This is a genomic window from Streptomyces sp. NPDC032161, assembly GCF_040636995.1.
Taxonomy (GTDB): Bacteria; Actinomycetota; Actinomycetes; order Streptomycetales; family Streptomycetaceae; genus Streptomyces.
The window spans coordinates 33048-58457 of the sequence record NZ_JBEZVN010000016.1 but is presented as its reverse complement, the minus strand read 5'-3'; the positions used below and the strand labels follow the sequence as shown (position 1 = coordinate 58457).

Below are 25410 nucleotides of genomic sequence, written 5' to 3'. Positions count from 1 at the left end.
ACCGACCGGTAAGGTGAGCAACGATCACCTTTTCCGAATCGTCACATGCCGCCGCCACCATTCCGCGTGACAGAGGCTCATCTCACTTTCCGGACACTCTTGCCCGTCGCGGGATCCCAGACGGGCGCCCGTTCGTCTATCTCTTGACGCCGAAGTACGAGCGACGGAGGTGATGGCGCAGTGGCCGGATTCCGGAGTCTTGCGAGACAGGTGCGCGACCCGGGGAGCGACCTGGCACTGCGGCGGTATTCGCTGCGCAAGTGCCTGGAGCGGTTCGCCCCTTACGGACACCGGGCGACCTGGGACCACCTGTGCACACGGCACGGGTTCGAGCCGGAGGACCGCTCCCCCGATCCGGTGCGACTGGTGGGCGCGCTGGAGGAGCTGGAGGCGGCCCGGGCCGCCTGGCTCGGCTACGAGGCGTCCTTCGCCGCGCGCCGCAGACGCGAGAAGCACGACGGGCTGCGCAGACCCGTCGTGTTCGACGACTGGCACCGGCGCGCCTGGGGCGGGTACGGGGTGGCCCGCTGCGCGGATCCGGCCGTTCATCCCTCGGCGCCGCTCGCCGAGGTCCTCGACCGGCTGATCGCCGCCCTGGAAGCGGGGCCGGGCACGGCCTGCCCGGTGTGCGGGTGCGACGAGATCGAGTGGCGGCCGGATCCGGTGTGCGAGCAGTGGACCGGACCGGTCTGCTCGGGGTGCGGGATCCTGGTGCCCCGTCCGGTCCTCACACCGGGGGCGCTGGCAAGGGCCCGGAGCGCGCGGCGGCGGGACCTCGCGTCGGCGGCGTGACCGCGCCGCACGCCACCGGTACGCCACCCGGACGCCCACCCGTGCCCACGACCGGGCCCGGGGCGCGCGGAAGACCTGACGCGGGACTCGATGCCGTCGGACCGACGGGCGATCCGCCGCCCGGTGTCGCGGGTGCTCTGCCGCCGGGCCGATCCACCGGAGCGATCCACCGCGGACCCGCCTCCGCCCCCGCCCTCCTACGCCCCGTCCCGCCGGTACCCGTTCTTCCGGGCCTCGTTCTCCCGGGCCTCGTTCTCCCCCGAACCGCCCCTCCGCCCGCCGTCGTCCGCGCGGCGCTCCGGCATCAGGCGCGAGCCGCTGATCCACTGACCGGAGACGTCGTTCGGGTTGGAGAGCACACAGGTCTCCAACGACAGGCAGCCACAGCCGATGCAGTCGGTGAGGTGGTCACGCAGCCGCGCCAACTGTGCGATGCGCTCGTCCAGTTCGGAGCGCCAGGCCGCCGAGAGCCGCGCCCAGTCGTCGCGGTTCGGGGTGCGTTCGTCGGGCAGTTCGGCCAGAGCGTCCCTGATGGTGGCCAGCGGGATGCCCACCCGCTGCGCCGCGCGCACGAACGCGACCCTGCGCAGCGCGTCCCTGGTGTAGCGGCGCTGGTTGCCGCTGGTCCGGCGGCTCTTGATCAGGCCCTTGGCCTCGTAGAAGTGCAGGGCGGAGACGGCTGCCCCGCTGCGCGCGGAGAGCTGACCGACCGTGAGTTCCTGGAGTGAATGTGGAATCTGAGGCACTTCCCCAACCCTACGTGCCCCGCCCCGGGCCGGTCCGTCGTTGACAGGAACGCACCCGCCAACCATGCTGAGCAAGCGCTTGGACAGCCCGGGGCGAAGGGTGTCGCCCCTCGCCCGGCTTCCTACTACGGGCGCGCGGCCCACGGGCGCGCGACGCCGGACGGCCGCGAGCGGAAGGCAGGACCAGGGACATGGCGGAGCCGAGGATCTTCACGTCCGCGCAGGAGTTGCGCGACGCGGTGGGCGAGCAGCTCGGGCACAGCGAGTGGCTGGAGATCGACCAGAAGAGGATCGATCTCTTCGCCGACGCCACCGGCGACCATCAGTGGATCCACGTGGACCCGGAGCGGGCCGCGACCGGGCCGTTCGGCACGACGATCGCGCACGGCTATCTCACGCTCTCGCTGCTGCCGGCCCTCGTACCGCAGGTCATGCGGGTCGAGGGCATGAAGATGGGGATCAACTACGGCACGAACAAGGTCCGTTTCCCGTCCATCGTGCCCGTGGGCTCCCGGCTGCGCGCGACGGCCGTGCTGAGGAACGTCGAGGAGGCCGGGGGCGGCGTGCAGGTCACCGCCCTCGTCACGGTCGAGCGCGAGGGCGGCGACAAGCCGGTGTGCGTGGCCGAATCGGTGTCGCGCTACTACTTCTGACCGGACGCGTCCCGAACCGGCCGGCGCGGCCGGAACCGTCGCGTCCCGGCCGGGTACGGGGCGGCCCCCGGCCGGGCCCCGCCGCCGCTACCGCTCGGCACCCACCATGCGCAGCACGAGACCGGCGTAGAACTCGCCGACCCCGTCGGGCGTCCGGCTGCCCCGCGCGTTGAACCAGCGCGCCACGTCGATGCAGAGCGAGAGCACCGCGAGGGCGGTGCCCGGGACGTCGGGGACGTCGAACTCCCCCGCCTCCACGCCCTCGTCGATGATCCGGCGCACCACCGCTTCGGTACTGCGGCGCAGCCCGACGATCTCGGCGCGGTGCTCCTCGCCGAGCGCGTCGAGTTCGTACTGGACCACGCGGGCCGTGGTGTGCTGCTCCGCGTGCCAGCGGACGAAGGCCCGTACGGCCTCGGCCAGCCGCTCGGCGGCGGCGCCGTCCCCGTCGGCGGCGGCTTCCAGGACGGCGAGGGCGCGGTCGTGACCGATCCTGCTGATGCGGTGGAGCAGTTCTTCCTTCGTCTTGTAATGGATGTAGAGCGCGGCCGGGCTCATGCCCGCCCGGCCCGCGATGTCCCGCGTGGTGGTGGCGTGGTACCCGCGCTCGGCGAAGGCGTCGACGGCGGCGACGAGGAGCCGTCTGGCCGCCTCGGGCGTCACCTCGGCCCACGGCGCGCGGTCGCCGTCGGTCTCCTCCGCCGTGCTCATGATCACTCGCCCCTCTCGTCAACAGGACGAACACCATACCCTGAACCTGAGCAAGCGCTTAGGCCGTGTCCTCAAAGTGCCGTCTTCCGGCCGGAGGGCGGGCCAGGCGTCGCGCGGGGACGTTTCGGCAGCCGCCGAAACGTCCCCGACGCATCCTGGAACACATGGCACGCATGGCACATCCCGATCCGGCCGCGCCCCGGCTCGCCGCCCTGGCCGCGCTCCTGGCCGACGAGACCCGGGCGGCCTTCTGCCTGGCCCTGCTCGACGGCCGCGCCTGGACGGCGGGCGAGCTGGCCCGGCACGCCTCGGTGGCGCCGTCCACCGCCAGCGAGCATCTCGGCAGGCTCGTCGCGGGCGGGCTGCTGGCCGAGGAACGGCAGGGCCGCCACCGCTATGTGCGGCTCGCCGACGAGCGGGCGGCGCACCTCGTCGAGGACCTGGCGGCCCGGGTCGCCCCCGACGCGGCGGCCGACCGCCCGCGCGCCCTGAGCGCGGTGAGCGCGGGCAGCGCGCTGGCCCGCGGACGCACCTGCTACGACCATCTCGCCGGACGGATCGGCATCGCGATCGCGGACGCCATGACCGCGCGCGGACTGCTGGTGCAGGACACGGGTTTCGCCCTCACCACCGACGGCGTCGCCTGGTTCGCGTCGCTGGGAATCGCCCTGGAGTCACGGTCGCGGCGTCCGCTCGTACGGAGCTGCCTGGACTGGACCGAACGCAGGCCGCACCTGGCGGGGCTCGCGGGCGCGGCGCTGTGCCGACACGTGCTGGACGCGGGGTGGTGCGTACGGATCGGGTCCGGCCGGGCGGTGCGGGCGACGGCCGACGGGGAACGGGCACTGCGCGAGCACCTGGGCATCGAGCCGTCCATGCTTCGGTAGGGGCCGAACCGTCGCGCCCCTACGGTCGGGCCCATGACGACAACGCCCTCCCCCACGGCGGAATCCGTGGGCCGCCCCGACCGGCGGGCTCCCGCCGCGGCCTGTGTCACCGTGCTGCTGTGGGCCTCCGCCTTCGTGTCCATCCGCAGCGCCGGAACGGCCTACTCCCCCGGCGCGCTGGCGCTCGGCCGGCTGCTCACCGGCTCCCTGGCACTGGGCACGCTCCTGCTGCTGCGGCGCGAGGGGCTGCCGCCGCGGGCCGCCTGGCGGGGGATCCTGTGGTCCGGGCTGCTCTGGTTCGGGCTCTACACCGTGGTGCTCAACCAGGCCGAGCGGCTGGTGGACGCGGGCACCGCGGCGATGGTGGTGAACATCGGCCCGCTGCTGATCGCGCTGCTGGGTTCCCGGGTGCTCGGCGAGGCACTGCCCGGGAGGCTGGTGGCGGGCATGGGGGTGTCGTTCGCGGGCGCCGTCGTGGTCGGGCTCTCGATGACGGGACACGGGAACACCCCGGTGCTGGGCGTGGCACTCTGCGTGGTGGCGGCGGTGGCGTACGCCGCCGGGGTGGTGGGGCAGAAGCCCGCGCTGCGGCACGGTTCGGCACCGCAGATCACCACGTTCGGCTGCCTGGTCGGTGCCGTCGCCTGTCTGCCGTTCGGCGCCTCACTGGTGTCCGAGGCCGCCCGGGCGCCCCTGGCCGCCACCCTGAACATGGTCTACCTGGGGCTCTTCCCGACCGCTCTGGCCTTCACCACCTGGGCCTACGCGCTGACCCGGACCACCGCGGGACGGATGGGCGCCACCACGTACGCGGTGCCCGCCGTGGTGGTGGCCCTGTCCTGGCTGCTGCTGGACGAGGTCCCGGCACCGCTCACCGTCGGCGGGGGTCTGCTCTGCCTGGCCGGGGTGGCGGTCTCCCGGACGCGTACACGGACGGGCCCGACGCGGAAGAACCCGGCAGCGCCGGTGGAGGGACGCCGGCACGGCACGCGGCGCCGAGGAGCGGCACGGCCGCAGGCGGACCGGGAAGCGGCCGAACGAGGGCAACCGGATCACCGCGGCCGTCGAACGCCCCCGAGGACGCCCTGGTCAGGACGGGCCACGCATTGGTCCTCCTGATGTCGGGCCCGGCGGCCGGTGGCGGCGCACACCACTGACGTCCCCGTCCCGCGGCACCGGTCCGTCGGCCCCGCGACCCGCCCACGGCCTCCCGCCCGGCGCCGCGGGGAGGCCGTGGACGGCGGGCCGGGCGGGACACGTCGGACACGGTCCGACGGACTCACGGATCCCGGCACGGTCCGACGGACTCACGGATTCAGACACGGTCCAGCGGACTCTCGGATCCCGGACCCTCGGCCCCGGAATCCTGGAACTGGGTGCGGTACAGCTCCTCGTACCGGCCCCCGGCCACGAGGAGTTCGTCGTGGGTGCCCCGCTCCACGATCCGTCCGTCCTCCACCACCAGGATGAGGTCAGCCGACCGCACGGTGGACAGGCGGTGGGCGATCACGACGGCGGTGCGTCCGGCGAGCGCCTCGGTGAGGGCCTCCTGAACGGCCGCCTCGGAGGTGTTGTCCAGGTGGGCGGTGGCCTCGTCGAGGATCACGACGCGCTGGCGGGCCAGGAGCAGCCGGGCGATGGTCAGCCGCTGGCGTTCGCCGCCGGAGAGCCGGTAGCCGCGTTCGCCGACGACGGTGTCGAGCCCGTCGGGCAGCGAGGCGACCAGTCCGTCCAGCCGTGAGCGGCGCAGCGCGTCCCAGAGGTCGCCCTCGGTGGCGTCGGGCCGGGCGAGCAGCAGATTGGCGCGGACCGACTCGTGGAAGAGGTGGCCGTCCTGGGTGACCATACCGAGGGTGTCGCGCAGGCTGTCGGCGGAGAGGTCGCGCACGTCGACACCGCCGATGCGCACCGCGCCCTCGTCCACGTCGTAGAGGCGCGGCAGCAGTTGCGCGATGGTCGACTTGCCCGCGCCGGAGGAACCGACGAGCGCCACCGTCCGACCGGGTTCGGCCCGGAACGAGACTCCGCGCAGCACCTCCCCGCCGCCCCGGGTGTCGAGGCTCGCGACGTCCTCCAGCGAGGCGAGGGAGACCTTGTCGGCGGCCGGGTAGCCGAACCGGACCCGGTCGAACTCGACGGACACCGGCCCCTCGGGGACCGCCCGGGCGTCGGGCTTCTGCGCGATGAGCGGTTCGAGGTCGAGGACCTCGAAGACCCGCTCGAAGCTGACGAGGGCGCTCATCACCTCCACCCGCGCCCCGGCGAGCGCGGTGAGCGGCGCGTACAGGCGGGTCAGCAGCAAGGCCAGCGCGACGACCGCGCCCGCGTCCAGCTGCCCGCGCAGCGCGTAGTACCCGCCGAGCCCGTAGACCAGGGCGAGCGCCAGCGCCGACACGAGGGTGAGGGCGGTGATGAACGCGGACTGGGCCATGGCCGTACGGATCCCGATGTCGCGCACCCGCCCCGCCCTGGCGGCGAATTCGGCGGACTCGTCGGCGGGCCGGCCGAACAGCTTGACCAGGGTGGCGCCGGGCGCGGAGAAGCGCTCGGTCATCCGCGTCCCCATCGCGGCGTTGTGGGCCGCCGCCTCCCGCTGGAGCCTGGCCATCCGGGTGCCCATGCGCCGGGCGGGCAGCACGAACACCGGCAGCAGCACCAGTGCCAGGAGGGTGATCCGCCAGGAGATGGAGAGCATGACGCCGAGGGTGAGGAGCAGCGTCACGACATTGCCGACGACGCCGGACAGGGTGTTGCTGAAGGCGCGTTGGGCTCCGATGACGTCGTTGTTGAGCCGGCTGACGAGCGCGCCGGTGCGGGTACGGGTGAAGAACGCGACCGGCATGCGTTGCACGTGGTCGAAGACGGCGGTGCGCAGGTCGAGGATCAGCCCCTCGCCGAGGTTCGCCGAGAGCCAGCGGCCGACCAGTCCGAGTGCCGCCTCGGCGAGGGCGATCGCGGCGATGAGCAGGGACAGGCGCGTGACGGTGCCGGTGTCCCCGCCGGTCACGATGGCGTCGACGACGCGGCCGGCGAGTACGGGGGTGGCGACCGCGAGCAGCGCTGTCGCCACGCTCACGAGCAGAAAGAGGGCGACCCGGCGGCGGTGGGGGCGGGCGAAGGCGGCGACGCGCCGCAGGGTGGCGCGGTCGAAGGGGCGCCGGTCCGCCTGCGCGTTCATGACGTTGTGGAGCTGTGTCCACGCGGTGGTTTCCATGCTCATGGCTGGAACGTACGACCTCCAGCGGACTTGAGGTCAACGCCCGGCCGTCCGCCGCCCGTCACCGGCCCGGGATCCGTGCGGCGCCCGCCGGTCCAGGACCTGCGCGAGATACGCCCGGAGCAGGACGCGGGTCTCGGCGACGACGGCGTCGTCCCCCGACGGATCGGTACGGAAGGCGAGTCGGAGCAGGGCGTCCGCGGCCTCGACGCACACCAGGATCGTCCGGTGCAGGTCCTGAGCCGGCACCGGGCCCAGATACCCGGCCAGGAGCGGGGTGAGACGGACGGCCACCCGGTGGTTGGCGTCGTCGGCCGGGTCCTCGTCGGGGGCGGGGGCGGGGGCGCCGAAGTCCACGAGGGCGAAGCCGGCCACGGCGCGCTTCATCGCCAGGTACTCGTCCAGCACGGCGTCGATCGCGCTCTGCCAGTCGGTCGTCGGGACGGTGGCCAGCCGGGCGGTGACGCGTTCGGCGTAGCTGTCCAGGTTGCGCCGGGCGAGTGCGTCGGTCAACGCGCGCTTGTTGGAGAAGAACCGGTAGACGGAACCGATGGGCACCCCGGCCCGGAGGGCGACGGCCCGGGTGGACAGCTGCTCGTACCCCGTCTCGTCGAGGAGTTCGGCGCAGGCGTCGAGCATCCGGGCCAGACGTTCGGCGCTGCGCCGCTGGACCGGGACGCGGCGGAGGTGGCTGTTCGCTGGGGGCACGGGCTCCATGATGCCGTGACCCTCCGCCGCCCGGATTCCTCCCCGTGCGGCGCGCCCGCGCCGCCACGGGACGCCGTCTCGCGCCTCCACCGCCACGGAACCCCCGTATGTCACCGAATGGCGTTGACGAGCCACGTTCCGATTCCTACGGTTGTCCATAGGATTTCTTCGGCACCGGGAGCGCACATGAGTGGCATCGAGCAGGCGAGGAAGACGGCACAGGGGCTCGGGTATTCCCCCGGATTCGGCAATGAACACAGCTCGGAGGCGGTTCCCGGGGCGCTGCCGCACGGCCGCAACTCGCCCCAGCGCGCCCCTCTCGGGCTCTACGCGGAGCAGCTGAGCGGCTCGGCCTTCACCGAACCGCGGGCGCACAACCGCCGTTCCTGGCTCTACCGGATCCGCCCCTCGGCCGCCCATCCCCCGTTCGTCCGCGTCGACAACGGCGCGATCCGCACGGCCCCGTTCACCGAGACCGTGCCCGACCCCAACCGGCTGCGCTGGGACCCGCTGCCCGAGCCCGCGGCCGGGACGGACTTCCTGGCCGGTCTGTGGACCCTCGGCGGCAACGGCGACGCGACGCAGCGCGCCGGTATGGCCGTGCACCTCTACCACGCCAACGCGTCCATGACCGACCGGGTGTTCAGCGACGCGGACGGCGAGCTGCTGATCGTCCCGGAACGCGGCGGCCTGCTGCTCCGCACCGAACTGGGACTGCTGCGCGCCGAACCGGGGCACGTCGCGCTGATCCCGCGCGGGGTCCGCTTCCGGGTGGAGCTGCTCGACGCCACCGCCCGCGGCTACGTCTGCGAGAACTACGGCCGCCCGTTCGTCCTCCCCGATCTCGGCCCGATCGGTGCCAACGGCCTGGCGAACGCGCGGGACTTCCTCGCGCCCGTCGCCGCGTACGAGGACGACGACCGCCCGGTGGAGGTGATCAACAAGTTCTGCGGGAACCTCTGGTCCGCGACGTACGACCACTCGCCGCTCGACGTGGTCGCCTGGCACGGCAACCACACCCCGTACGTCTACGACCTGCACCGTTTCAACGTCATCGGGTCGATCAGCTACGACCACCCCGACCCGTCGATCTTCACGGTGCTGACCTCGCCGTCCGACACCGCCGGTCTGGCGGGCGTCGACTTCGTCGTCTTCGCGCCGCGCTGGCTGGTCGGCGAGGACACGTTCCGGCCGCCGTACTTCCACCGCAACGTGATGAGCGAGTACATGGGCCTGATCGAGGGCGCGTACGACGCCAAGACGGCCGGGAAGGGCGGATTCGTGCCGGGCGGCGGTTCGCTGCACAACATGATGTCGGCGCACGGCCCGGACCGGGAGACCTTCGACCGGGCGAGCGCGGCGGAGCTGAGGCCGCAGAAGATCGACGACGGCCTGGCCTTCATGTTCGAGACCCGCTGGCCGGTGACCGCGACCGCGCAGGCGGCCGGTGCCGACCATCTTCAGCACGGCTACGACGACGTGTGGCAGGGTCTGAGCCGCAACTTCAGGCCGTAGGCGACGACCGCCACCACGCGGCCCAGCGTCGTCGCGTCCGCTGTGTCGCAGTACGGAGAGACCAGGTGACTCAGGTGCCCCAGATGCCCAAGACGCCCCCGGTGCCGGCCTTCGCCCCCGATTCGCTGGTCCTGAACCGCAAACTGCCGCTGTGGTACCAGGTCTCGCAGTCGCTGCGCGCCTCGATACTGGGGCGCGCGGCGGACGTCTCGCAGCGGCTGCCGACCGAGGAACAGCTCGCCGCGCACTACGGCGTCAGCGTGCTGACGATGCGCCAGGCGCTCAAGGAGCTGGAGGCGGAGGGACTGATCAGCAGGCACCGGCGGCGCGGCACGTTCATCGAACCGCGCGCCCGCCGGGTCTCCCCGGTCCGGCTGCTGGGTTCGATCGACGCGATCGTGGCCCAGCAGTCGGGCGAACGGACCTCGGTCCTGGACCACGGCCCGGTGGCCGTGCCGTGCGAGCTCGGCGAGCACTTCCCCGGCTGCTCCGAGGTGGTCAGCTATCGCAGGCTGCGCCGGGACGAGGACAGCGACGAGCCCACCAACTGGGCGGAGAACGCGGTGCATCCCGAGGTGGCGGCCCGGCTCGACATCGCCGACCTCGAACGCTGGCCGATGACCAAGGTGCTGCGCGACCGCGTCGGCGTCCGCATCGCGCGCATCACCGACACCGTCGAGGCGCGCCTCGCCGACCCGGTCACCGCCGAACTCCTCCGGGTACCGCTGCTCAGCCCGATCCTGTTCTACACGGGGGTGACGTACGAGGAGGGCGGCCGGGTGGTGGACGTGGCACGGATCCGCTACCGGGGCGACCGGTTCTCCTTCTCGGTCACCGTGGAGGCGCACTGACGCACCGGCACGACGGGGCCGCCGGACGCACCCGCGCCCGGTCCGCGCCCCCGCGCCTGGTACGCGCCCGCCGGGGTGCGCCCGTGCCGCGTGCGCCGGCGCCGGGCGAGCGCCACCGGCCGCACTCCGGCGGCCGCGGTTACGATGCCGGGGCAGGTACGCAGGCGACGTGGCGACGGGGAGGACGACACGGTGGCAGCACGGGCGGCGGGCGGCTCCGATGACGCCCGGGGCGACGGCGCCCCGCTCCTCGACGACCTGATGCCCTGGTCCGTAAGGCCGTTGCGCACCGGACGCGCCTGGGTGACCGCCCCCGACGCCGCCTCGCTCAGAGCCCGCTGGGACCGGCTGACGAAGGCCCCGCGGGACGAGCACGAGCGATTGTTCCGGGTCACCCGTTCCCGTGATCCCCGAAGCCGGGTGGCGGCACTGCCCGGACAGGCCACGGGCACCGGCCCGTTCGACCGCGAGGAGGGGCCGTGCCCCGCGCCGGTGCGGATCGCCCACGGCCCGTTCGACGAGCAGTGGCTGATCCCCGACCACCGGCTGATCGACGCCGCCCGCCCCGAGCTGTGGCGGGTGGCCGACGGACAGCAGTTCTTCGTCGTCGAGCACGGGTACGTGCCGCAGGACACCGGCCCCGCGCTGTCCGTGACGGCACTGCTGCCGGACGGCCATTCGCCCGCGGGCCGGCCGGGCCGGATCCGGCCGCTGTACCGGCGCCCCGGCGGCCTCGAACCCAATCTGGCCCCCGGGCTGCTCGCCCTGCTGAAGGACCGCCACGGGGACGGGGTCACTGCCCGGTCCGTGCTGGCGTGGATCCTCGCGGCGGCGCGCCACTCCCCCGCCGGATGCGTGGTGCCGCTGCCCGCCGACACGGCGCGCTGGTCGGCGGGGGTGGAGCTGGGGCAGGAACTGCTGCGGCTGCATCTGCGCGGCGCCCGGGGCGGGGAACGACCCCGGCTGCCGGGCGGACGGCGGCCCTATGTGCGGGCTTCGGTGCCGCCCGCGCCGACGGCCCTGGAGTACGACCCGGTCGACGAGGCGCTTTTGCTGGGCACGGGCCGCGTCTCGCCCGTACCGGCGGGGGCGTGGGAGTTCCGGGTGGGCCAGGTCCGCGTGCTGGAGCTCTGGTTCGGTCGCCGCGCGGCGCCCTGGGCGAACGGCGCCGGAGGCGCGAGCGCGGAGGGCTCGCCGGACGCGGACGGCCTGGAGGCGATCCGGCCGCGCGCCTGGCCCCAGGAGTGGACCTCGGAACTGCTGGAACTGGTCACGGTGCTCGCCCTGCTCGCCGAACTCCGCCCCAGGCGGGAGGAGCCGGCCGAGGGCCCGCACCTCACGGCGGAGGACCTCCGGGCCGCGGGCGTGCTGCCCGTCCCGGACGCGGCCCGCCGCCCCGCCTCCGTGCTCGACCACCGCGAGGAGGGACCGGACGGGCAGTTCGCGCTGCTGTGACCGGCGTGGGAAAGGACGACCCCGCCGAAGAGGGGCACGAGGCGGCACCGCCGCATCGGACCCGACCGCGGGGCGGAGCTATCGGCCGAAGGAGTCCAGCACCCGCCCGAGCGCCCGGTCGAAGACCCCGTCCATGTCGATCGGACCGGGGTCCTCGGCGAACGCGGCCGCCATCCGAGGGTACTTCCCGGTCGCTATCTGACTGATCAGGTACTCGGTGCGCACGGCGTGCTCCCGCTCCTCGGACCAGGGCAACGACCGGCTGCGCTCCGCCGTGGCGATCTCGTTGGCCACGTAGGTGGTGACGACGCCGTTGACCATGGCGACGAGCTCCATCTTCTCGCCGAACCGCGCGTCGACGCCGTCCAGGCAGCTGAGCGCGTACTCCAGGTACCGCAGGGCGTTCGGGCTGAAGCCGTAGACGGGTGACATCAGCCGGGGCATCCAGGTGTGGCGGTGCATCATCGCGCGCGCCTGATGGGCCAGCGCGATCAGATCGGCGCGCCAGTCGCCGGACGGCTCCGGGTACTCGTAGTCGCCGCTGACCGCGTCGAGCATCAGCTCGTGCAGGTCCTCCTTGCGCGGCACGTAGTTGTAGAGCGACATCGTGCCGCAGCCGAGCTCCGCCGCCACCTTCCGCATGGACACCGCGTCGAAGCCCTCCGCGTCGGCGATGCGGACCGCCGCCGCCGCGATGTCGGCACGGCTGAACGCCGGCTTGGGGCCGCGGCCCGCGCGCTCGGGGCGCGCCCAGATCACTTCGGGTACAGCGGGACGCCCCACCATCGATCATCACCTCGCCCCACCATCCTAGTTACGTACAGCGTACGTAGTGCGGTACGGTGGGCGGCATGACAACTACGTACGCTGTACTTAGTGAAGGTCTGGAGAAACGCTACGGCGAGGTCCACGCCCTGCGCGGGCTCGATCTGGCCGTCGCCGAGGGCACCGTCTGCGGGGTGCTGGGGCCGAACGGCGCGGGCAAGACCACCGCCGTCCGGGTCCTCACCACGCTGACGGTCCCGGACGGCGGCAGCGCCCGGGTCGCGGGCCACGACGTGCTGCGCGAGGCGCACGCGGTGCGCGCGGCGATCGGTGTCACCGGTCAGAACGCCTCGGTCGACGGCGAACTGTCGGGGCGGCAGAATCTGCGGCTGTTCGCGAAGCTGCTCCGGTTCCGGGGCGGGGCCGCCCGCGCCCGCGCCGACGAACTGCTGGAGCGTTTCGGGCTGACGGAGGCCGCGGACCGCCCGGCCCGCACCTACTCGGGCGGCATGCGCCGTCGGCTGGACCTCGCGGCCAGTCTGCTGACCCGTCCCCGGGTGCTCTTCCTGGACGAGCCGACCACCGGCCTCGACCCGCACAGCCGCAACCGGATCTGGGCCGCGGTCCGGGAACTCACCGGACGGGGAACCACCGTCCTGCTCACCACGCAGTACCTGGAGGAGGCCGATCAGCTGGCCGACGACATCGTGCTGATCGACCGGGGCCGGACCGCCCACCGCGGCACCCCCGCCGAACTGAAGTCGCTCATCGGCAGCTACGCCGAGGTGGTCGTCGCCCATGAGTCGGCGCTGGCCCCGGCCGCGGGCGTCCTGGACCAGCTCACCGGCGCCGAACCGGTGATCGACCGCGAGCGCCGCACCGCCGCTGCCGTCGCGACCGACAGCACGCTCACCCTCCCCCGCGTCGTGCGCGAACTCGACGCCGCGGGCGTTCCCGTGATCGACGCGAGTCTGCGCCCGCCGACGCTCGACGAGGTCTTCCTCCGCCTGACCGCCCGCGGCGACGTCCGCACCGCCCCGCCACCGAAGGAGACGGCAGCATGAGCGGCACCACCGCACCCGTCCACGACCGGAACCTCCCGGCCGCCCCGTTCGCCCCGGCGGCCGACGCCCTGGCCGTTCTGGTCCGCCACCTCCAGCGGATCAAGGCCGCCCCCGGCGTCGTGATCCTGACGCAGACCATGCCGATCACGATGCTGCTGTTCTTCGGTTACGTCTTCGGCAGCGCCCTGGCCGTGCCCGGGCAGGAGTACCGCGCGTTCCTGGTGCCGGGCCTGCTCGCGGCGACGGCCGCGAACGGTGTCATGACCGGGATGTTCCAGGCCTCGCAGGACTGCCACCGCGGGGTGATGGACCGGTTCCGCACGCTGCCGATGAGCCGGTTCGCCGTACCGTTCGGACAGACCGCGGCCGACCTGCTGACCACGGCCGTCGGCATGGTCCCGCTGATCCTGGTCGGACTGGCGGTCGGCTGGCGGATCGAGGACGGCCCGTTCGGCGCCCTGGGCGCCTTCGGGCTGCTGCTGCTCCTCCGGTTCGCCACGTCCTGGCTGGGCTGCTGGCTGGGCCTGCTGATCCGCAACGAGGAGGCGGCCGGTCAACTGGGCAGCGCCACGTTCGTCCTGCCGCTGCTGTCGAGCGCGTACATCCCGACCGACGACCTGCCGGGGTGGCTGCGCACGGTCGCGGAGTGGAATCCGATCAGCGCCCTGGCCGCCGCCGCCCGTGAGCTGTTCGGCAACGCGTCACCGGCCGCCGATGCCGCCTGGCCGGTCGCCCACCCGGTGGCGGGGACGCTCGCCTGGTCGCTGGCGCTCCTCGTGGTCTTCGTGCCGCTGACCGTACGACGCCACGCGCGCGGCGGCGAATGACACCCGCGCACCGCGCCGTCCGGACCGACGGCCGGTGAGTACGCCGAAGCGCCGCTGCGGACCCCGGGGATGACGGGAGGGTCGGCAGCGGCGCACGTCCGGTACGGACGATCGCCCGATCGGCCCGGGCACGGCCGATGAGCGGTGGTGACGGGCCGTCGGGTCAGTGGCGGCTGCCGAAGAGCGAGCGGCGCAGCCGGCTCAGCGGCGCGAAGAGCGAGACCCGCGCGCTCCTGCTCCGACGGCTGTGCCCGACCTCGCGCGAGGTCAGCTCGCGCATCAGCAGCGTGGCCTCGGCGACCTCCCGCCGCGGCACGGCAGGACCGCCGAGCACCGCGAGATGGCGGTCGAGGCGCGAACTGGTCGCACTGCTCCCGCATGTGATGGCAGGCACACGTGGCCTGCTGCGGACCGTTATCTGTTCCATGTCACTCCCCACCCGTACGAGGGCACCCGGCCCGGGCAGGCTAACCCTAACCCCCCGCGAGGACACTCGTGTATCCCGCCCGGGGGACCGGGCGCGCCGTCCGGAGGTCGACGATCACTCTCCACACCCGTCCGATTCCAGGGCGGTTCGGCCGCCGTGGAGCCGCCGCCCCGCCCCGGACGACGGGAGGCCGGACGAGTACCCCGCAGACGGGGCCGCCCGGCCTTCGCACCGGCCCGACGGGCCGGCGTTCCGTACGTCGGGGATCAGGCCGCCGAGTCGAGAACCGGCAGGTAGCCGCCGGACTGTCCGGCCGCCGTGGGGTGGTACGACTCACCGATGTTGAGCCAGTTGACACTGTGCAGCCAGGCGTCCCCGGAGCAGATCTCGTGCCCGGTGAACCTCCCCGCGACATCGGCGAAGGCGAACCCGTGATCGGCGGCACGCTTCGCGGTCGTCGTGTTGAGGTAGTCGGCGGCGTCGTTGATCGCGGTGCGCACCTTGTCACTCAGACCGACGACGCAGCTGCCGCCGACCTTGTAGAAGCGCGGGTAGCCGAGGACGACCACACGGGCGGAGGGCGCCTTGGCGCGGATCGCCGAGTACACCGAGTCGAGATTGCCCGGCAGGGTCGCGCCGACGTAGCCGCGGGCCGTGGCGATCCGGCTGAGACAGGTGGCCTCCGACTGGAGGACACAGGTCGTCATCACATCGGCGAAGCCCGCGTCGTTGCCGCCGACGGAGATCGAGACGAGGTCGGTCGAGGAGTTCAGCGGCCCGAGCTGACCGGAGGTCACATCACCGGTACGGGCGCCCGAGCAGGCGGTGAAGGAGAAGGACGAGGGCGAGTGGGAGGCGGCCCAGAGCGCCGGATACGCCTTGGTGCTGCGTTTGCAGGACCCGCTGGCGCTGTCGTAGCTCCCGGCGCCGACGCCCGAGGAGTACGAATCGCCGAGGGCCACGTAGTCGACCCCCTGGACGGACTGCGCGGCGGACGCGGTGGCCGCCCCGGTCAACGCGAGTACGGCACCGAGCAGAAGCGAGGACGAGAACGCCACGAGTCTGGACACCTTCATGGAACCTCCCTTGGACCGACCGGCAGGATCTCCGCCTTGGTCTGCCGTGTCCGTGGTAGCAGCACCGGCCCCGCTCCGGAAGTGTGCATGCCAAGTTGCTCGAAGGAGTTCTTCCACGCGCCCCCTTGATGCCGTGTCATGTCTGCGGACGACCTGTCGGACACGGGGAGAAAGGTGATGAAACCCGGGTGCGGCGGACCTCCCCTTGCCGGATCATGGGCGCCATGTCCTCCACCCCTGAGTCCGCGCTGCCGATCCGGCTCACCGTCGACGACGGCGATTCGCCGTCCGATGTCGTGGACGCGCTGTTCCTCGGCCGCTTCGCGACGGGCGAGCAGCCCTACTCGCACAGTTCCTCCCTCGACCGGGTCAAGGCCGATGCCACCCTGCTGCCCCCGGCCGCCACGGTGCTGCGCGCCGCCCGGGACGACGACCGCAGCGCCACGCTCGCCGAGGGCGACGGCTGGACCCTGCTCGCCTCCCGGTGGAACCGCGGCGCCGACGTCACGGTCACCGCGACCAGCGCGGAGCTGGCGCGCGAGATCCTCGACCGGGCGACGGAGGGCGTGCGGGACGAACCCGAACCGCAGCCCGAGAACGTGACGATGGGATTCTGGTACGTGTCACCGCGCCGCGGTCCGTACCGCACCACCCGTCAGATCGCCGCCGGGGCGTGGGACGAGGTCCGGAGCAACTACACGGCTCCGGTGGCCGATGCCATGGACCGGCTGATGAAGATCACCCCCGACGACATCGCGGGCCGGCTGCTCCTGCTGCACGGCCCGCCCGGCACCGGCAAGACGTCGGCGCTGCGCACGCTCGCGCGTTCGTGGCGGGACTGGTGCCAGGTCGACTGCGTGCTCGACCCGGAGCGGCTGTTCAACGACGTCGGCTATCTGATGGACATCGCGATCGGCGAGGACGAGGGCACGGCCAAGGGCCGTTGGCGGCTGCTGCTCCTGGAGGACTGCGACGAGCTGATCCGCGGCGAGGCCAAGCACACGGCGGGCCAGGCACTCTCCCGGCTGCTGAACCTCACCGACGGACTGCTCGGCCAGGGGCGCAACGTGCTGGTCGGCGTCACCACCAACGAGGATCTGGAACGGCTCCACCCGGCCGTGGTCCGGCCCGGCCGCTGCCTCGCCAGGATCGAGGTGGGCCCGCTGACCCGCGAGGAGGCGGTGGGCTGGCTGGGCACGGAGGAGGGACTCGGCCGCGAGGGCGCCACGCTCGCCGAGCTGTACGCGCTGCGGCGCGGCAGCGGCCCCGCGTCGGTGCCGAGGCAGGATTCCGGCGCGGACGCGGGCCTCTATCTCTGACGATCCGACACCTCCGGCGGGTCCGGGCGCCCCAGACGGATCCGACGCCCCCGGCCCCGGCCCGTTCCCGCACGGGCCTCGTGGCGCTCCCGGGGCGAAAGGTCCGGCGGGTTTTTCCCCGCGCGCCGGCTCAGTGCGCCGCGTACGCCGCCCGCACCGCTTCCTCGGCCAGCGACAGCGCCTCGGCCCGCGACAGGCCCAGCCGTCGCGCCACCTCGGCGTACTCGCGAGCGGCGGACGCCGCGTGACGGTCCGCCGCCTCACCGGCCGCGGCGATGAACGTGCCGTTGCGACCCCGGGTCTCGATCACGCCATCGGTCTCCAGCGCCCGGTACGCCTTGGCGACGGTGTTCGCGGCGAGGCCGAGTTCCTCGGCGAAGCCGCGTACGGTCGGAAGTCTGAAACCGACGGGAAGCGCGCCGGAACGGGCCAATTCGGAGATCTGCGCGCGCAGTTGCTCGTACGGAGCGGTGCCGGAGGCCGGGTCAAGGACGATCTTGAGAGTCACGTACCGATTGTCCACCACCGCGGCACCCCGCCGCCGACGTCCGCCACGGTGCCGTCGCCGTCCCACCGCCGTCGCGTCGCGATCCCGACGCCGTTCCACCGCTGTTCCGATGCCGGAAAATCGGAGGCGGTGCGACGCACCTCCGCGTAGCGTCCGGCCCATGACTGTCCTCGTTCGCGACTTCCTGCCCGCAGACGCCGCTGCCTGGGCGCGCGTCGGGCATGCCGCAATGCCCTACATCGTGACCACCCCCGAGCAGGTCGCCTTCGACCTCGCCTCCGCCCGGTCCGAGGAGCACCGCCGCCTGCTGGTCGCCGAGGAGGACGGGGAGATCATCGCGATCGCCCGGACCGGGATGGTGCCCGACAGCCCCGAACCCGGCCTGGCGTTCTGCGACCCGTACACGCATCCGGACCGCACCGGGCGAGGCGCGGGCGGGCTGCTGCTGCGGACGGCGGAGGAGCACCTCGCGGTGGAAGGGGCGCGCACCGTCTACACCTGGGTGCTCGACACCCCGTCGAACCGTGCCTTCGCGGAGAAGCGCGGCTACGCGCCGAGCCGCTCGGCGCACTTCCTCCGTCTCGACCTCGCGGGTGGCGCGCTGCCGCAGCGCCCTGCCGTCCCGGCGGGCGTCGAGCTGCGCACGGGGGCGGACTTCGCCGACGACCCGCGCCCGCTCTTCGAGGCCGACGCCGAGACCACGGCCGACGAACCGAGCGACACCCCGGCCGAACTGTCCGACTACGAGCACTGGCTCCGGCAGACCTGGCGCCACCCCACGCTCGACCACGCACTCACGTCGGTCGTGACGGTGGACGGAGAGGTGGCGGCGTTCACCGCGGCCCGGACCGACGGCCGGACCCGCTACATGTCGGGGATGACCGGCACCCGCCGCGCGTACCGGGGCCGCGGGCTGGCGAAGCTCGCCAAGCACGACTCGCTGAGCCGGGCGCGCGCGGCCGGGTACACGGACGCGTACACCGGCAACGACGCGGACAACGCTCCGATGCTGGCGGTCAACCGCTGGTTCGGCTACGAGATCTGTGCCACGGAGGTGCGGCATGTCCGTGAGCTCGGCTGACTCCTCGCTCGTGGTCGCCCTGGTGAAGGCCGGGCGGACCAAGATCAGGTATCCGGCGGGCCTGGTCCGCGACGACGGCACCCGGATCACGGTACGAGCGCCCTGGGCGGCGCCGGGGGTGCGGGACTTCGGCTTCGTACGGTTCGAGCCGGGGGACGTGTTCACCGAGCACTACTGGCGCGACCGCTGGTTCGCGGTGAAGGAGGTCCGGACCGGGTCGGGCGGGCTCAAGGGCTGGTACTGCGACATCACCCGGCCCGCCGTGCCGCGGGACGGGGAGCTGGTGGTGGAGGACCTGGACCTCGACCTGTGGGTGTCGGCCGACGGGTCGTCCGTGCTGCGGCTGGACGAGGACGAGTTCGAGGCGAGCGGTCTCGCCGACCGTGATCCGGTGGCGGCCGAAGCGGCCCGGCGGGCGCTGGACGAACTGGAGCTGCTCGCCAGGACGGACGGTCTCGCCGCACTGCTCGGATGACGCGCCCGGCGGACGGGCCGGACTTCCGGTCCTCCGCCTCCGCCCGGTCGGCCCCGGTGCGTCGGCCCTGCCGGGGCGGCCGGGGCCGGGCGGCCCGGACAGGGAATGAACGATCGAGCACGGCCAACCTCGGAGAACCGACTGTCCGTGATGATCGGCTCAATTAAAGTGCTCAGGTCAGTTCCCCACCCGGTGACCTGAGAAGGAATCACGGATATGCCCACTGAGACGTTCGAGTTTCAGGTGGAAGCGCGCCAGCTTCTGCAGATGATGATCCACTCGATCTACTCGAACAAGGACGTGTTCCTGCGCGAACTCGTCTCCAACGCCTCCGACGCGCTCGACAAACTGCGGCTGGAGGCATTGCGCGACGACTCGCTCGGCGCGGACGTGTCCGACCTCCACATCGACATCGAGACCGACAAGCAGGCCCGCACGCTGACCGTGCGGGACAACGGCATCGGCATGTCGCACGACGAAGTGGTCCAGCTCATCGGGACGATCGCGAATTCGGGCACCGCCACGTTCCTGCGGGAACTCAAGGAGGCCAAGGAGTCCGAGGACGCCACCGCGGCCGAAGGGCTGATCGGCCAGTTCGGGGTCGGGTTCTACTCCAGCTTCATGGTGGCCGACGAGGTCACGCTGCTGACCCGGCGCGCGGGCGAGACCCGGGGCACCCGCTGGACGTCGACCGGCGAGGGCACGTACACGATCGAGAGCGTCGACCACGCCCCGCAGGGCACCTCGGTCACGCTCCGGCTCAAGCCGGAGGACACCGAGGACCGGCTCTACGACTACACCTCCCCGTGGAAGATCAGGGAGATCGTCAAACGATACTCGGACTTCATCACCTGGCCCATCAGGATGGTCACGGAGACCGACGCCGACGCGAAGGACGCCGGGGAGGGCTCCGACGACGCGCCGCGCGAGCCCGAGACCATCAACTCGATGAAGGCCCTGTGGGCGCGCTCGCGCGACGAGGTCTCGGACGACGAGTACCACGAGCTGTACAAGCACATCAGCCACGACTGGATCGACCCGCTCGAAACCGTCCGGCTCCAGGCGGAGGGCACCTTCGAGTACCAGGCGCTGCTGTTCATCCCGTCGCACGCGCCCCACGACCTGTTCATGCAGGGGTACAAGCGCGGCATCCAGCTGTATGTGAAGCGCGTCTTCATCATGGACGACTGCGAAGCGCTGATGCCTCCGTACCTGCGCTTCGTGAAGGGCGTCGTCGACGCGCAGGACCTGTCGCTCAACGTGTCGCGCGAGATCCTCCAGCAGGACCGCCAGATCCAGATGATGCACCGCCGCCTGGCGAAGAAGGTGCTGTCGACGGTCAAGGACATGATGACCGCCGACCCGGAGCGCTACGCCACGTTCTGGCGGGAGTTCGGCCGCGTCGTCAAGGAAGGGCTGCTGAGCGACTTCGAGAACCGCGACGCCATCCTCAAGATCGCCTCCTTCGCCACGACCCATGACGAGGACGGGCCGACCACGCTGCGGCAGTACGTGGAGCGGATGAAGGAGGGCCAGGAGCACATCTTCTACCTGACGGGCGAGTCCCGGCAGGCCATCGAGAACTCCCCGCACATGGAGGCGTTCCGGGCCAAGGGCATCGAGGTGCTGCTGCTGACCGATCCGGTCGACGAGGTGTGGGTCGAGGCGGAGCCCGAGTTCGACGGGAAGAAGCTGCGGTCCGTCGCCAAGGGCGAGATCGACCTCGGTACCGAGGAGGAGAAGAAGGAGGCGGCGACCGAGCGGGAGAACCGTCAGCGGGAGTACGCGGATCTGCTCTCCTGGATGACGGAGCGGCTCGGCGAGACCGTCAAGGAGGTGCGTCTCTCCTCGCGCCTCACCGTCTCGCCCGCCTGCATCGTCTCGGACGCGCACGACGTGACGCCCGCCCTGCGGAACATGTACCGGGCGATGGGCCAGTCCGTCCCGGACGCCAAGCGCATCCTCGAACTCAACCCGGAACACTCGCTGGTCGGCGGACTCAACCGGGCCTACGCCGAGCGTGCCGAGAAGGACACCACCGGTCTGGAGGAGACGGCCGAGCTGCTGCACGACCTGGCGCTGCTGGCCGAGGGCGGGGAGCTGGGCGACCCGGCGCGCTTCGTCCGGCTGATGGCCGACCGCCTCGAACGCGCCCTGTGACCGAGGGCCCGCCGCACCACCGGCCGGGGTGACGTCCCCGGCCGGTGACCGCTCTCCCGATGCCCGCCGGGGCAATGCCCCGGCGGGCATCCGTCAGTCCCGGACGCGTTCCCATACGTCGATGTGCGGATCCGGCTCCTGCGGTGCCGGGCGGGCCTGTCTGATCCCGGCGACCAGCTCCACCTCGTAGCCCGCCGCGTCCTCCAGATACGCGGCGACGTGCTCGTCCCCGCCCGCGTGCGGGTAGCGGTCCGGGAAGAGCTGCCGCCAGCCGTGTTCCGGAGCCTCGGCCACCAGGGCGTCGAGGGCGGCCCGGTCCCGGACGTGGAACGCCAGGTGGTTGAGCCCGGGGCGGCACCGGTCGTGCGTCCGGCCGGTCAGGTCGGGCGACTGCTCGACCACCACGTAGCTGTCGCCGCGCCGCCAGCTCCGCCCGTTCTCCCAGTGCTGGTACGGGACATGGCCCAGCTCACCGAGCAGCCACCCCCATCCCCGCTCGGCGGTCGGCAGATCGGGCACCCACAGCTCGATGTGGTGCACCCCTCCGGTGCCCGTCCCCCCGGCCGGCAGCGGGACGGCGCGGCGGGCACCGTGCGGCTGGTACGCCACGGGGTCGCCGTCCTCGTGCCAGTGGATCAGGAAGTGCTCCCCCGCCCGGTAGCCGTCGAGCCCCGCGCGGCAGTAGGCGATGCTGTCGTCCGGGAGCGCGTCCAGCGGGAACCACTCCAGCTCGGAGCACTTGTCCGGTTCGCGGTTGTACGGCGGGCGGGCGGGGTCGTAATCCGCCTCGAAGAACCAGCCGGTTCTGGGTCCGCCGCCGGGGCCCCGGTGCTGCATGACCAGCGCGACCCGCAGCTCGTCCGGGCCGAGTTCGACACCGATCTCCTCGGCGGCCTCGCGGATCATCGCCTCGCGGACGTCCTCGCCGTCCTCGACGTGCCCGGACGGACAGTGGAACAGCCCGTCCGCGTATCCCGTCCCGTCCCGGCGGGCGAGCAGGACGTCCGGGCCGCGGCGAAGGATCAGGTGCACGTCGACGACCTCGGTGTGCCGCCGCGGCGGTTCGGCACGGGCCACCAGCGCGTAGCGCTCGTCGTCGACCCGCCCGCCCCACAGGTCCGGGTCGCCGGAGAGCGGCTCGTGGTGGACGCGCTCGGTGAACTCCGAGAGCAGCCCGGTCAGTCGGCCGACGGGCAGACCGGCCCCGTCCCACACGCCCTCGATCAGGACCAGTCGGCCACCGGGCCGCAACAGGCCGAACCAGTGGCGCAGGGCCGCCGCCGGATCGGGCAGCAGCCACACCACGTGCCGGACCATGACCACATCGAACCGCTGTCCGCCGACCGGGGGCCGTGCCGCGTCCCCGAGGAGCACCTCGCTCCCCGTCCCGGCGAGCTTGGCCCGGGCCCGCTCCACCATGCGCGGCGACCGGTCGACCGCCGTGACCCGATGCCCCTGCCCGGCGGCGAGCAGCGCGAGGCTTCCGGTGCCGCACCCCAGATCGAGCACCTCGGAACGCGCACCGGGCAGCCAGCCCTCCAGGCGCCTCGCCCAGGCGTGCCGGACCACCGGATCGAGCAGCCCGTGGTCGGGCCCCTCGTCGAAGGAGTCTGCCGCGGAGTCCCAGTCGATCGTCGTCATGGTTCGATCGTGCCATCCACCACCGACAACGGTGCCCGGGCAGGGTCGGCGCAGCCGGTCCGCCCGGGAGCCCGGGGGCGCGCTCAGGGGGCCCGCGCCGCCCGCAAGACGCGTGCGGGTCCCGTTCGAAACCCGTTTCCGCACGGCCCCGAGGCCGTGCGAAGGCCGACCGATGAGTGCCTCCGCCAGTGCGGTGGCACGCGGCACCTGCGGTATGCGCGGCACCGGTCGGTGCGCCGCGTTCCCGCTCCCGGACCGGTCCGGGAGCGGGAGCGGTCCCGGCGCTAACCGATGACCGAGGCGCAGGTGGTCGGTGTGGCGCGGGCGGGGTCGAGGGCGTTCGCCACCTCGTGGTAGGCGATCCGGTCGACGGTACCGATCGCCACGTGCCCGGAGACATCGAGCGGGCACAGGTCCTGGAGCAGCACGTTACGGACGTTCGGCCCGTCCAGGAACTGCGTGCGGTACGGGGTCACGACCTCGTCGTACCTGGTCGCGATGACCGTGTACCGGACTCCGGGCACGGTGTCGCCGCCCGCGTTGAGCTTGGTGAGGAAGGGGGAGCCCGCCACCTGGTCGGCGAGGGCGGGGGTGTTGGTGTTGAGCAGGTGCTCCACGCCCGGGAAGTACGGCAGGAGTTTCGTCAGGCCGAGGAGGGTGGAGCCGTGATTGTCGGGGGCGATCCCGATCAGGGCGTTCACCTTGGCGGCCCCGCCGAGGAACTTCAGGTAGTAGTTCGGCATCATCCCGCCCTGGGAGTGACCGACGAGGTCGGCCTCGGAGGCGCCGGTGGCGGCGAGCACCTTGTCGACGAAGACGGCGAGCTGGCCGGCCGACTCGTCGATCGGACCGAGGCCGTAGAAGAGCGGTACGCCGGGCAGCCGGCCGTAGTCCAGGGAGTAGACGCAGTATCCGCGGTTGACGAGGTAGGGGGCGAGGGCCAGCCAGTTGTCGATCGAGTTCCCGAAGGTTCCGTGGACCAGGACGACGGGCCGGGGGTGGGCCGTGGAGGGCTTGCAGGAGTAGTCGTTCCAGCCGCGGGACGTGGCCGTGGCGGCGGTGGGAGCAGTGGCTGTGGGGGTGGCGGCCGCGGCGGCCGTGGGGGTGGCGACTGCGGCGACGGCGAGGAGCAGCGCGGCAAGGGTTCTCCGGGCACGGAGAACGCGTGACGCACGGGTCCGGGGCAGCATCGTGTGGTCTCCTTGCGGCTCAAGGGAGTTGCGACGGGTGTACGCCCTGCGGCCCGGACCACAAGTTCTGACAGCTGACCTTTCGTGTGCTCAGGCCAAATTACCCATGAGTAGAGAGGCATGGGAAGTTACGCGTCGGAAAAACTGATGGTTCACCAATATGACGGAGCGGCACGACCCGTGGGCAGCGATGCGGCAATCGACGGACGGCACGGGCGACACGGGCGACACGGGCCCTTGTGGACAGCGCACGGAGGCCTGCGGACAGCACGGGGGCGGCGGGCCGCGCGGGAGCCGTCGGGCCGCGCGGGGATCAGCCGTCCGCGAGGCGTCCCGGCATCACGGCCCGCGGGCCGTACTTGTCCCGCAGCCGGTCCGCCACCGCCTCGATCCGGCGCGCCCGTTCGTCCGCCGGGTCGAACGACAGCTGGTGCGCGGCCCGTTCGGCGTCCATCAGGCCCTCCGCGCGCAGCGCGATCCCCCGGACCCGGGCTCGTTGCAGTCCGAACGAGTCGTGGATCCGGTACGCGAGATCGGTGAGCGCCGCGGAGTGGGCGGTGGGTTCCGGAAGCGTACGGGTACGGCTCAGCGTGGCGTACCCGGTCCGGGAGGCGTGGCGCACGAGGACCGTGAGCCCTCGGCACACCTGCCCGTCCGCGCGCATCCGGGCGCCCAGTTCCTCGGTGAGCGACAGGATCGCGCGGCGCTGCCGCTCCTGGTCCAACTCATCGAGCGGGAAGGTGCGTTCGGCGGTGACCGACCGGGCGGGGGCGCCCGGTGCGACCACCGTGCGGTCGATGCCGCGCGACCGCTCCCACAGGTCCCGCCCGGTCCGTGCGCCGGTGATCCGTTGCAGGGTGCCGAGCGGGGTCGCCGCGATCCGGCCGACGGAGTCGAGCCCGTAGCCGCGCAGGGTGCGGGCCGTCGCCGCCCCGACTCCGTCCAGCGCCGTGGCCGGCTCGGCGGCGAGGAACCCCGCTCCCCCGCCCCGGGGCACCACGAAGGTCGTTCCGGGGGCCGCCCGGCGGGCCGCCGCCCGGGCCAGCATCGGGTTCTCCCCCGCCCCGATCGCGCAGTCCACGCCGTGCAGGGCGAGCGCCCGGACCCGGATCACCGAGGCCAGCCCCCTCGCGTCCTGGCCGAAGTACCGCAGTGCGCCGCGCACATCGGCGAGCGCCCCGTCGGGCCGGACCGCCTCGACCACCGGGGTGAACGTACCGAGCAGGGCGAGCAGTTCCTCGTAACGGACGGCGTCCGGGGGGCCGCCGCCGACCATGCGGAACCGCAGGTACAGGATGCCCGGCACCCCGGCCCCCGGCACTCCCGGCATGTCCCGTTCGAT

At 72.8% G+C, this 25410-nt stretch carries 24 protein-coding genes; 13 read left to right on the top strand and 11 right to left on the bottom strand.

All coding sequences use genetic code 11. From position 1 onward, the window contains the following. Positions 1-180: 180 nt before the first annotated feature. Positions 181-792: a hypothetical protein gene (locus AB0E67_RS24090; protein WP_362030366.1), complete on the top strand. Its 612-nt coding sequence runs from the start codon at positions 181-183 to the stop codon at positions 790-792. A gap of 197 nt (positions 793-989) precedes the next feature. Here AB0E67_RS24090 and soxR read toward each other — a convergent pair whose 3' ends face one another. Next, positions 990-1538: a redox-sensitive transcriptional activator SoxR gene (soxR, locus tag AB0E67_RS24085; RefSeq protein WP_362030364.1), complete on the bottom strand. Its 549-nt coding sequence runs from the start codon at positions 1536-1538 to the stop codon at positions 990-992. Between the two features lie 191 nt (positions 1539-1729). Here soxR and AB0E67_RS24080 point away from each other — a divergent pair, with 191 nt between their 5' ends. Next, on the top strand, positions 1730-2191 hold the full coding sequence (locus tag AB0E67_RS24080; protein ID WP_362030362.1) for a MaoC family dehydratase: 462 nt from the start codon (positions 1730-1732) through the stop codon (positions 2189-2191). An 87-nt stretch (positions 2192-2278) separates the two neighbouring features. On the opposite strand, the gene AB0E67_RS24075 is transcribed toward AB0E67_RS24080, so the two are convergent. Continuing rightward, the gene (locus tag AB0E67_RS24075; protein WP_362030360.1) at positions 2279-2902 is read right to left on the bottom strand and encodes a TetR/AcrR family transcriptional regulator; all 624 of its coding nucleotides are present in this window, start codon (positions 2900-2902) and stop codon (positions 2279-2281) included. Between the two features lie 173 nt (positions 2903-3075). Here AB0E67_RS24075 and AB0E67_RS24070 point away from each other — a divergent pair, with 173 nt between their 5' ends. After that, entirely contained in the window at positions 3076-3789 is a 714-nt protein-coding gene (locus AB0E67_RS24070; protein WP_362030467.1) for a winged helix-turn-helix domain-containing protein, read from the top strand. 33 nt (positions 3790-3822) lie between these two features. Continuing rightward, positions 3823-4908, top strand: coding sequence for a DMT family transporter (locus tag AB0E67_RS24065; RefSeq protein ID WP_362030358.1), 1086 nt, complete (start codon positions 3823-3825; stop codon positions 4906-4908). A 196-nt stretch (positions 4909-5104) separates the two neighbouring features. On the opposite strand, the gene AB0E67_RS24060 is transcribed toward AB0E67_RS24065, so the two are convergent. Together AB0E67_RS24060 and AB0E67_RS24055 are read right to left on the bottom strand one after the other, a co-directional pair. Next, positions 5105-7009, bottom strand: a complete 1905-nt coding sequence (locus AB0E67_RS24060; RefSeq protein WP_362030356.1) for an ABC transporter ATP-binding protein — start codon at positions 7007-7009, stop codon at positions 5105-5107. A 33-nt stretch (positions 7010-7042) separates the two neighbouring features. Continuing rightward, positions 7043-7723, bottom strand: coding sequence for a TetR/AcrR family transcriptional regulator (locus AB0E67_RS24055; RefSeq protein ID WP_362030354.1), 681 nt, complete (start codon positions 7721-7723; stop codon positions 7043-7045). Between the two features lie 177 nt (positions 7724-7900). Here AB0E67_RS24055 and hmgA point away from each other — a divergent pair, with 177 nt between their 5' ends. From hmgA to AB0E67_RS24040, 3 genes are all read left to right on the top strand, one after another. Further along, positions 7901-9229, top strand: coding sequence for a homogentisate 1,2-dioxygenase (gene hmgA, locus AB0E67_RS24050; protein WP_362030352.1), 1329 nt, complete (start codon positions 7901-7903; stop codon positions 9227-9229). Positions 9230-9312: 83 nt separating this feature from the next. After that, on the top strand, positions 9313-10080 hold the full coding sequence (locus AB0E67_RS24045; protein WP_362030350.1) for a GntR family transcriptional regulator: 768 nt from the start codon (positions 9313-9315) through the stop codon (positions 10078-10080). 192 nt (positions 10081-10272) lie between these two features. Beyond that, positions 10273-11535 carry a type ISP restriction/modification enzyme gene (locus tag AB0E67_RS24040; RefSeq protein WP_362030348.1) on the top strand — a complete coding sequence of 421 codons (1263 nt, stop codon included), beginning with the start codon at positions 10273-10275 and terminating at the stop codon, positions 11533-11535. 78 nt (positions 11536-11613) lie between these two features. Here the strand turns inward: AB0E67_RS24040 and AB0E67_RS24035 are convergent, their stop codons facing one another. Then, the gene (locus AB0E67_RS24035; RefSeq protein ID WP_362030346.1) at positions 11614-12321 is read right to left on the bottom strand and encodes a TetR/AcrR family transcriptional regulator; all 708 of its coding nucleotides are present in this window, start codon (positions 12319-12321) and stop codon (positions 11614-11616) included. 65 nt (positions 12322-12386) lie between these two features. Between AB0E67_RS24035 and AB0E67_RS24030 the strand changes: the two genes are divergently transcribed. Together AB0E67_RS24030 and AB0E67_RS24025 are read left to right on the top strand one after the other, a co-directional pair. After that, positions 12387-13364, top strand: coding sequence for an ATP-binding cassette domain-containing protein (locus AB0E67_RS24030; protein WP_362030344.1), 978 nt, complete (start codon positions 12387-12389; stop codon positions 13362-13364). Next, on the top strand, positions 13361-14191 hold the full coding sequence (locus tag AB0E67_RS24025; protein ID WP_362030342.1) for an ABC transporter permease: 831 nt from the start codon (positions 13361-13363) through the stop codon (positions 14189-14191). The genes AB0E67_RS24030 and AB0E67_RS24025 overlap by 4 nt, the downstream gene beginning before the upstream one ends. A 163-nt stretch (positions 14192-14354) precedes the next feature. Here the strand turns inward: AB0E67_RS24025 and AB0E67_RS24020 are convergent, their stop codons facing one another. Then, on the bottom strand, positions 14355-14618 hold the full coding sequence (locus tag AB0E67_RS24020; protein ID WP_351522920.1) for a hypothetical protein: 264 nt from the start codon (positions 14616-14618) through the stop codon (positions 14355-14357). 266 nt (positions 14619-14884) lie between these two features. Continuing rightward, a complete protein-coding gene (locus tag AB0E67_RS24015; RefSeq protein ID WP_362030339.1) occupies positions 14885-15694 on the bottom strand; it encodes an SGNH/GDSL hydrolase family protein in 810 nt (269 codons plus the stop codon). Positions 15695-15909: 215 nt separating this feature from the next. Here AB0E67_RS24015 and AB0E67_RS24010 point away from each other — a divergent pair, with 215 nt between their 5' ends. Next, positions 15910-17013 carry a DUF5925 domain-containing protein gene (locus AB0E67_RS24010; RefSeq protein WP_362030336.1) on the top strand — a complete coding sequence of 368 codons (1104 nt, stop codon included), beginning with the start codon at positions 15910-15912 and terminating at the stop codon, positions 17011-17013. 130 nt (positions 17014-17143) lie between these two features. On the opposite strand, the gene AB0E67_RS24005 is transcribed toward AB0E67_RS24010, so the two are convergent. Next, positions 17144-17521 carry a GntR family transcriptional regulator gene (locus tag AB0E67_RS24005; RefSeq protein ID WP_362030333.1) on the bottom strand — a complete coding sequence of 126 codons (378 nt, stop codon included), beginning with the start codon at positions 17519-17521 and terminating at the stop codon, positions 17144-17146. Positions 17522-17681: 160 nt separating this feature from the next. Between AB0E67_RS24005 and AB0E67_RS24000 the strand changes: the two genes are divergently transcribed. The 3 genes from AB0E67_RS24000 to htpG all read left to right on the top strand — a co-directional run bounded on the left by AB0E67_RS24000 (position 17682) and on the right by htpG (position 21237). Continuing rightward, complete coding sequence (locus AB0E67_RS24000) at positions 17682-18602, top strand: GNAT family N-acetyltransferase (RefSeq protein ID WP_362030330.1); 921 nt, start codon at positions 17682-17684, stop codon at positions 18600-18602. Continuing rightward, the gene (locus tag AB0E67_RS23995) at positions 18583-19077 is read left to right on the top strand and encodes a DUF402 domain-containing protein (protein WP_362030327.1); all 495 of its coding nucleotides are present in this window, start codon (positions 18583-18585) and stop codon (positions 19075-19077) included. The genes AB0E67_RS24000 and AB0E67_RS23995 overlap by 20 nt, the downstream gene beginning before the upstream one ends. 216 nt (positions 19078-19293) lie before the next feature. Further along, on the top strand, positions 19294-21237 hold the full coding sequence (gene htpG, locus AB0E67_RS23990; protein WP_362030325.1) for a molecular chaperone HtpG: 1944 nt from the start codon (positions 19294-19296) through the stop codon (positions 21235-21237). A 93-nt stretch (positions 21238-21330) separates the two neighbouring features. Here the strand turns inward: htpG and AB0E67_RS23985 are convergent, their stop codons facing one another. From AB0E67_RS23985 to AB0E67_RS23975, 3 genes are all read right to left on the bottom strand, one after another. Then, a complete protein-coding gene (locus AB0E67_RS23985; protein ID WP_362030322.1) occupies positions 21331-22878 on the bottom strand; it encodes a methyltransferase domain-containing protein in 1548 nt (515 codons plus the stop codon). A gap of 284 nt (positions 22879-23162) precedes the next feature. Further along, the gene (locus AB0E67_RS23980; RefSeq protein ID WP_362030319.1) at positions 23163-24068 is read right to left on the bottom strand and encodes an alpha/beta fold hydrolase; all 906 of its coding nucleotides are present in this window, start codon (positions 24066-24068) and stop codon (positions 23163-23165) included. A gap of 313 nt (positions 24069-24381) precedes the next feature. Continuing rightward, positions 24382-25398, bottom strand: coding sequence for a hypothetical protein (locus AB0E67_RS23975; RefSeq protein ID WP_362030465.1), 1017 nt, complete (start codon positions 25396-25398; stop codon positions 24382-24384). Between the last annotated feature and the right edge of the window lie 12 nt (positions 25399-25410).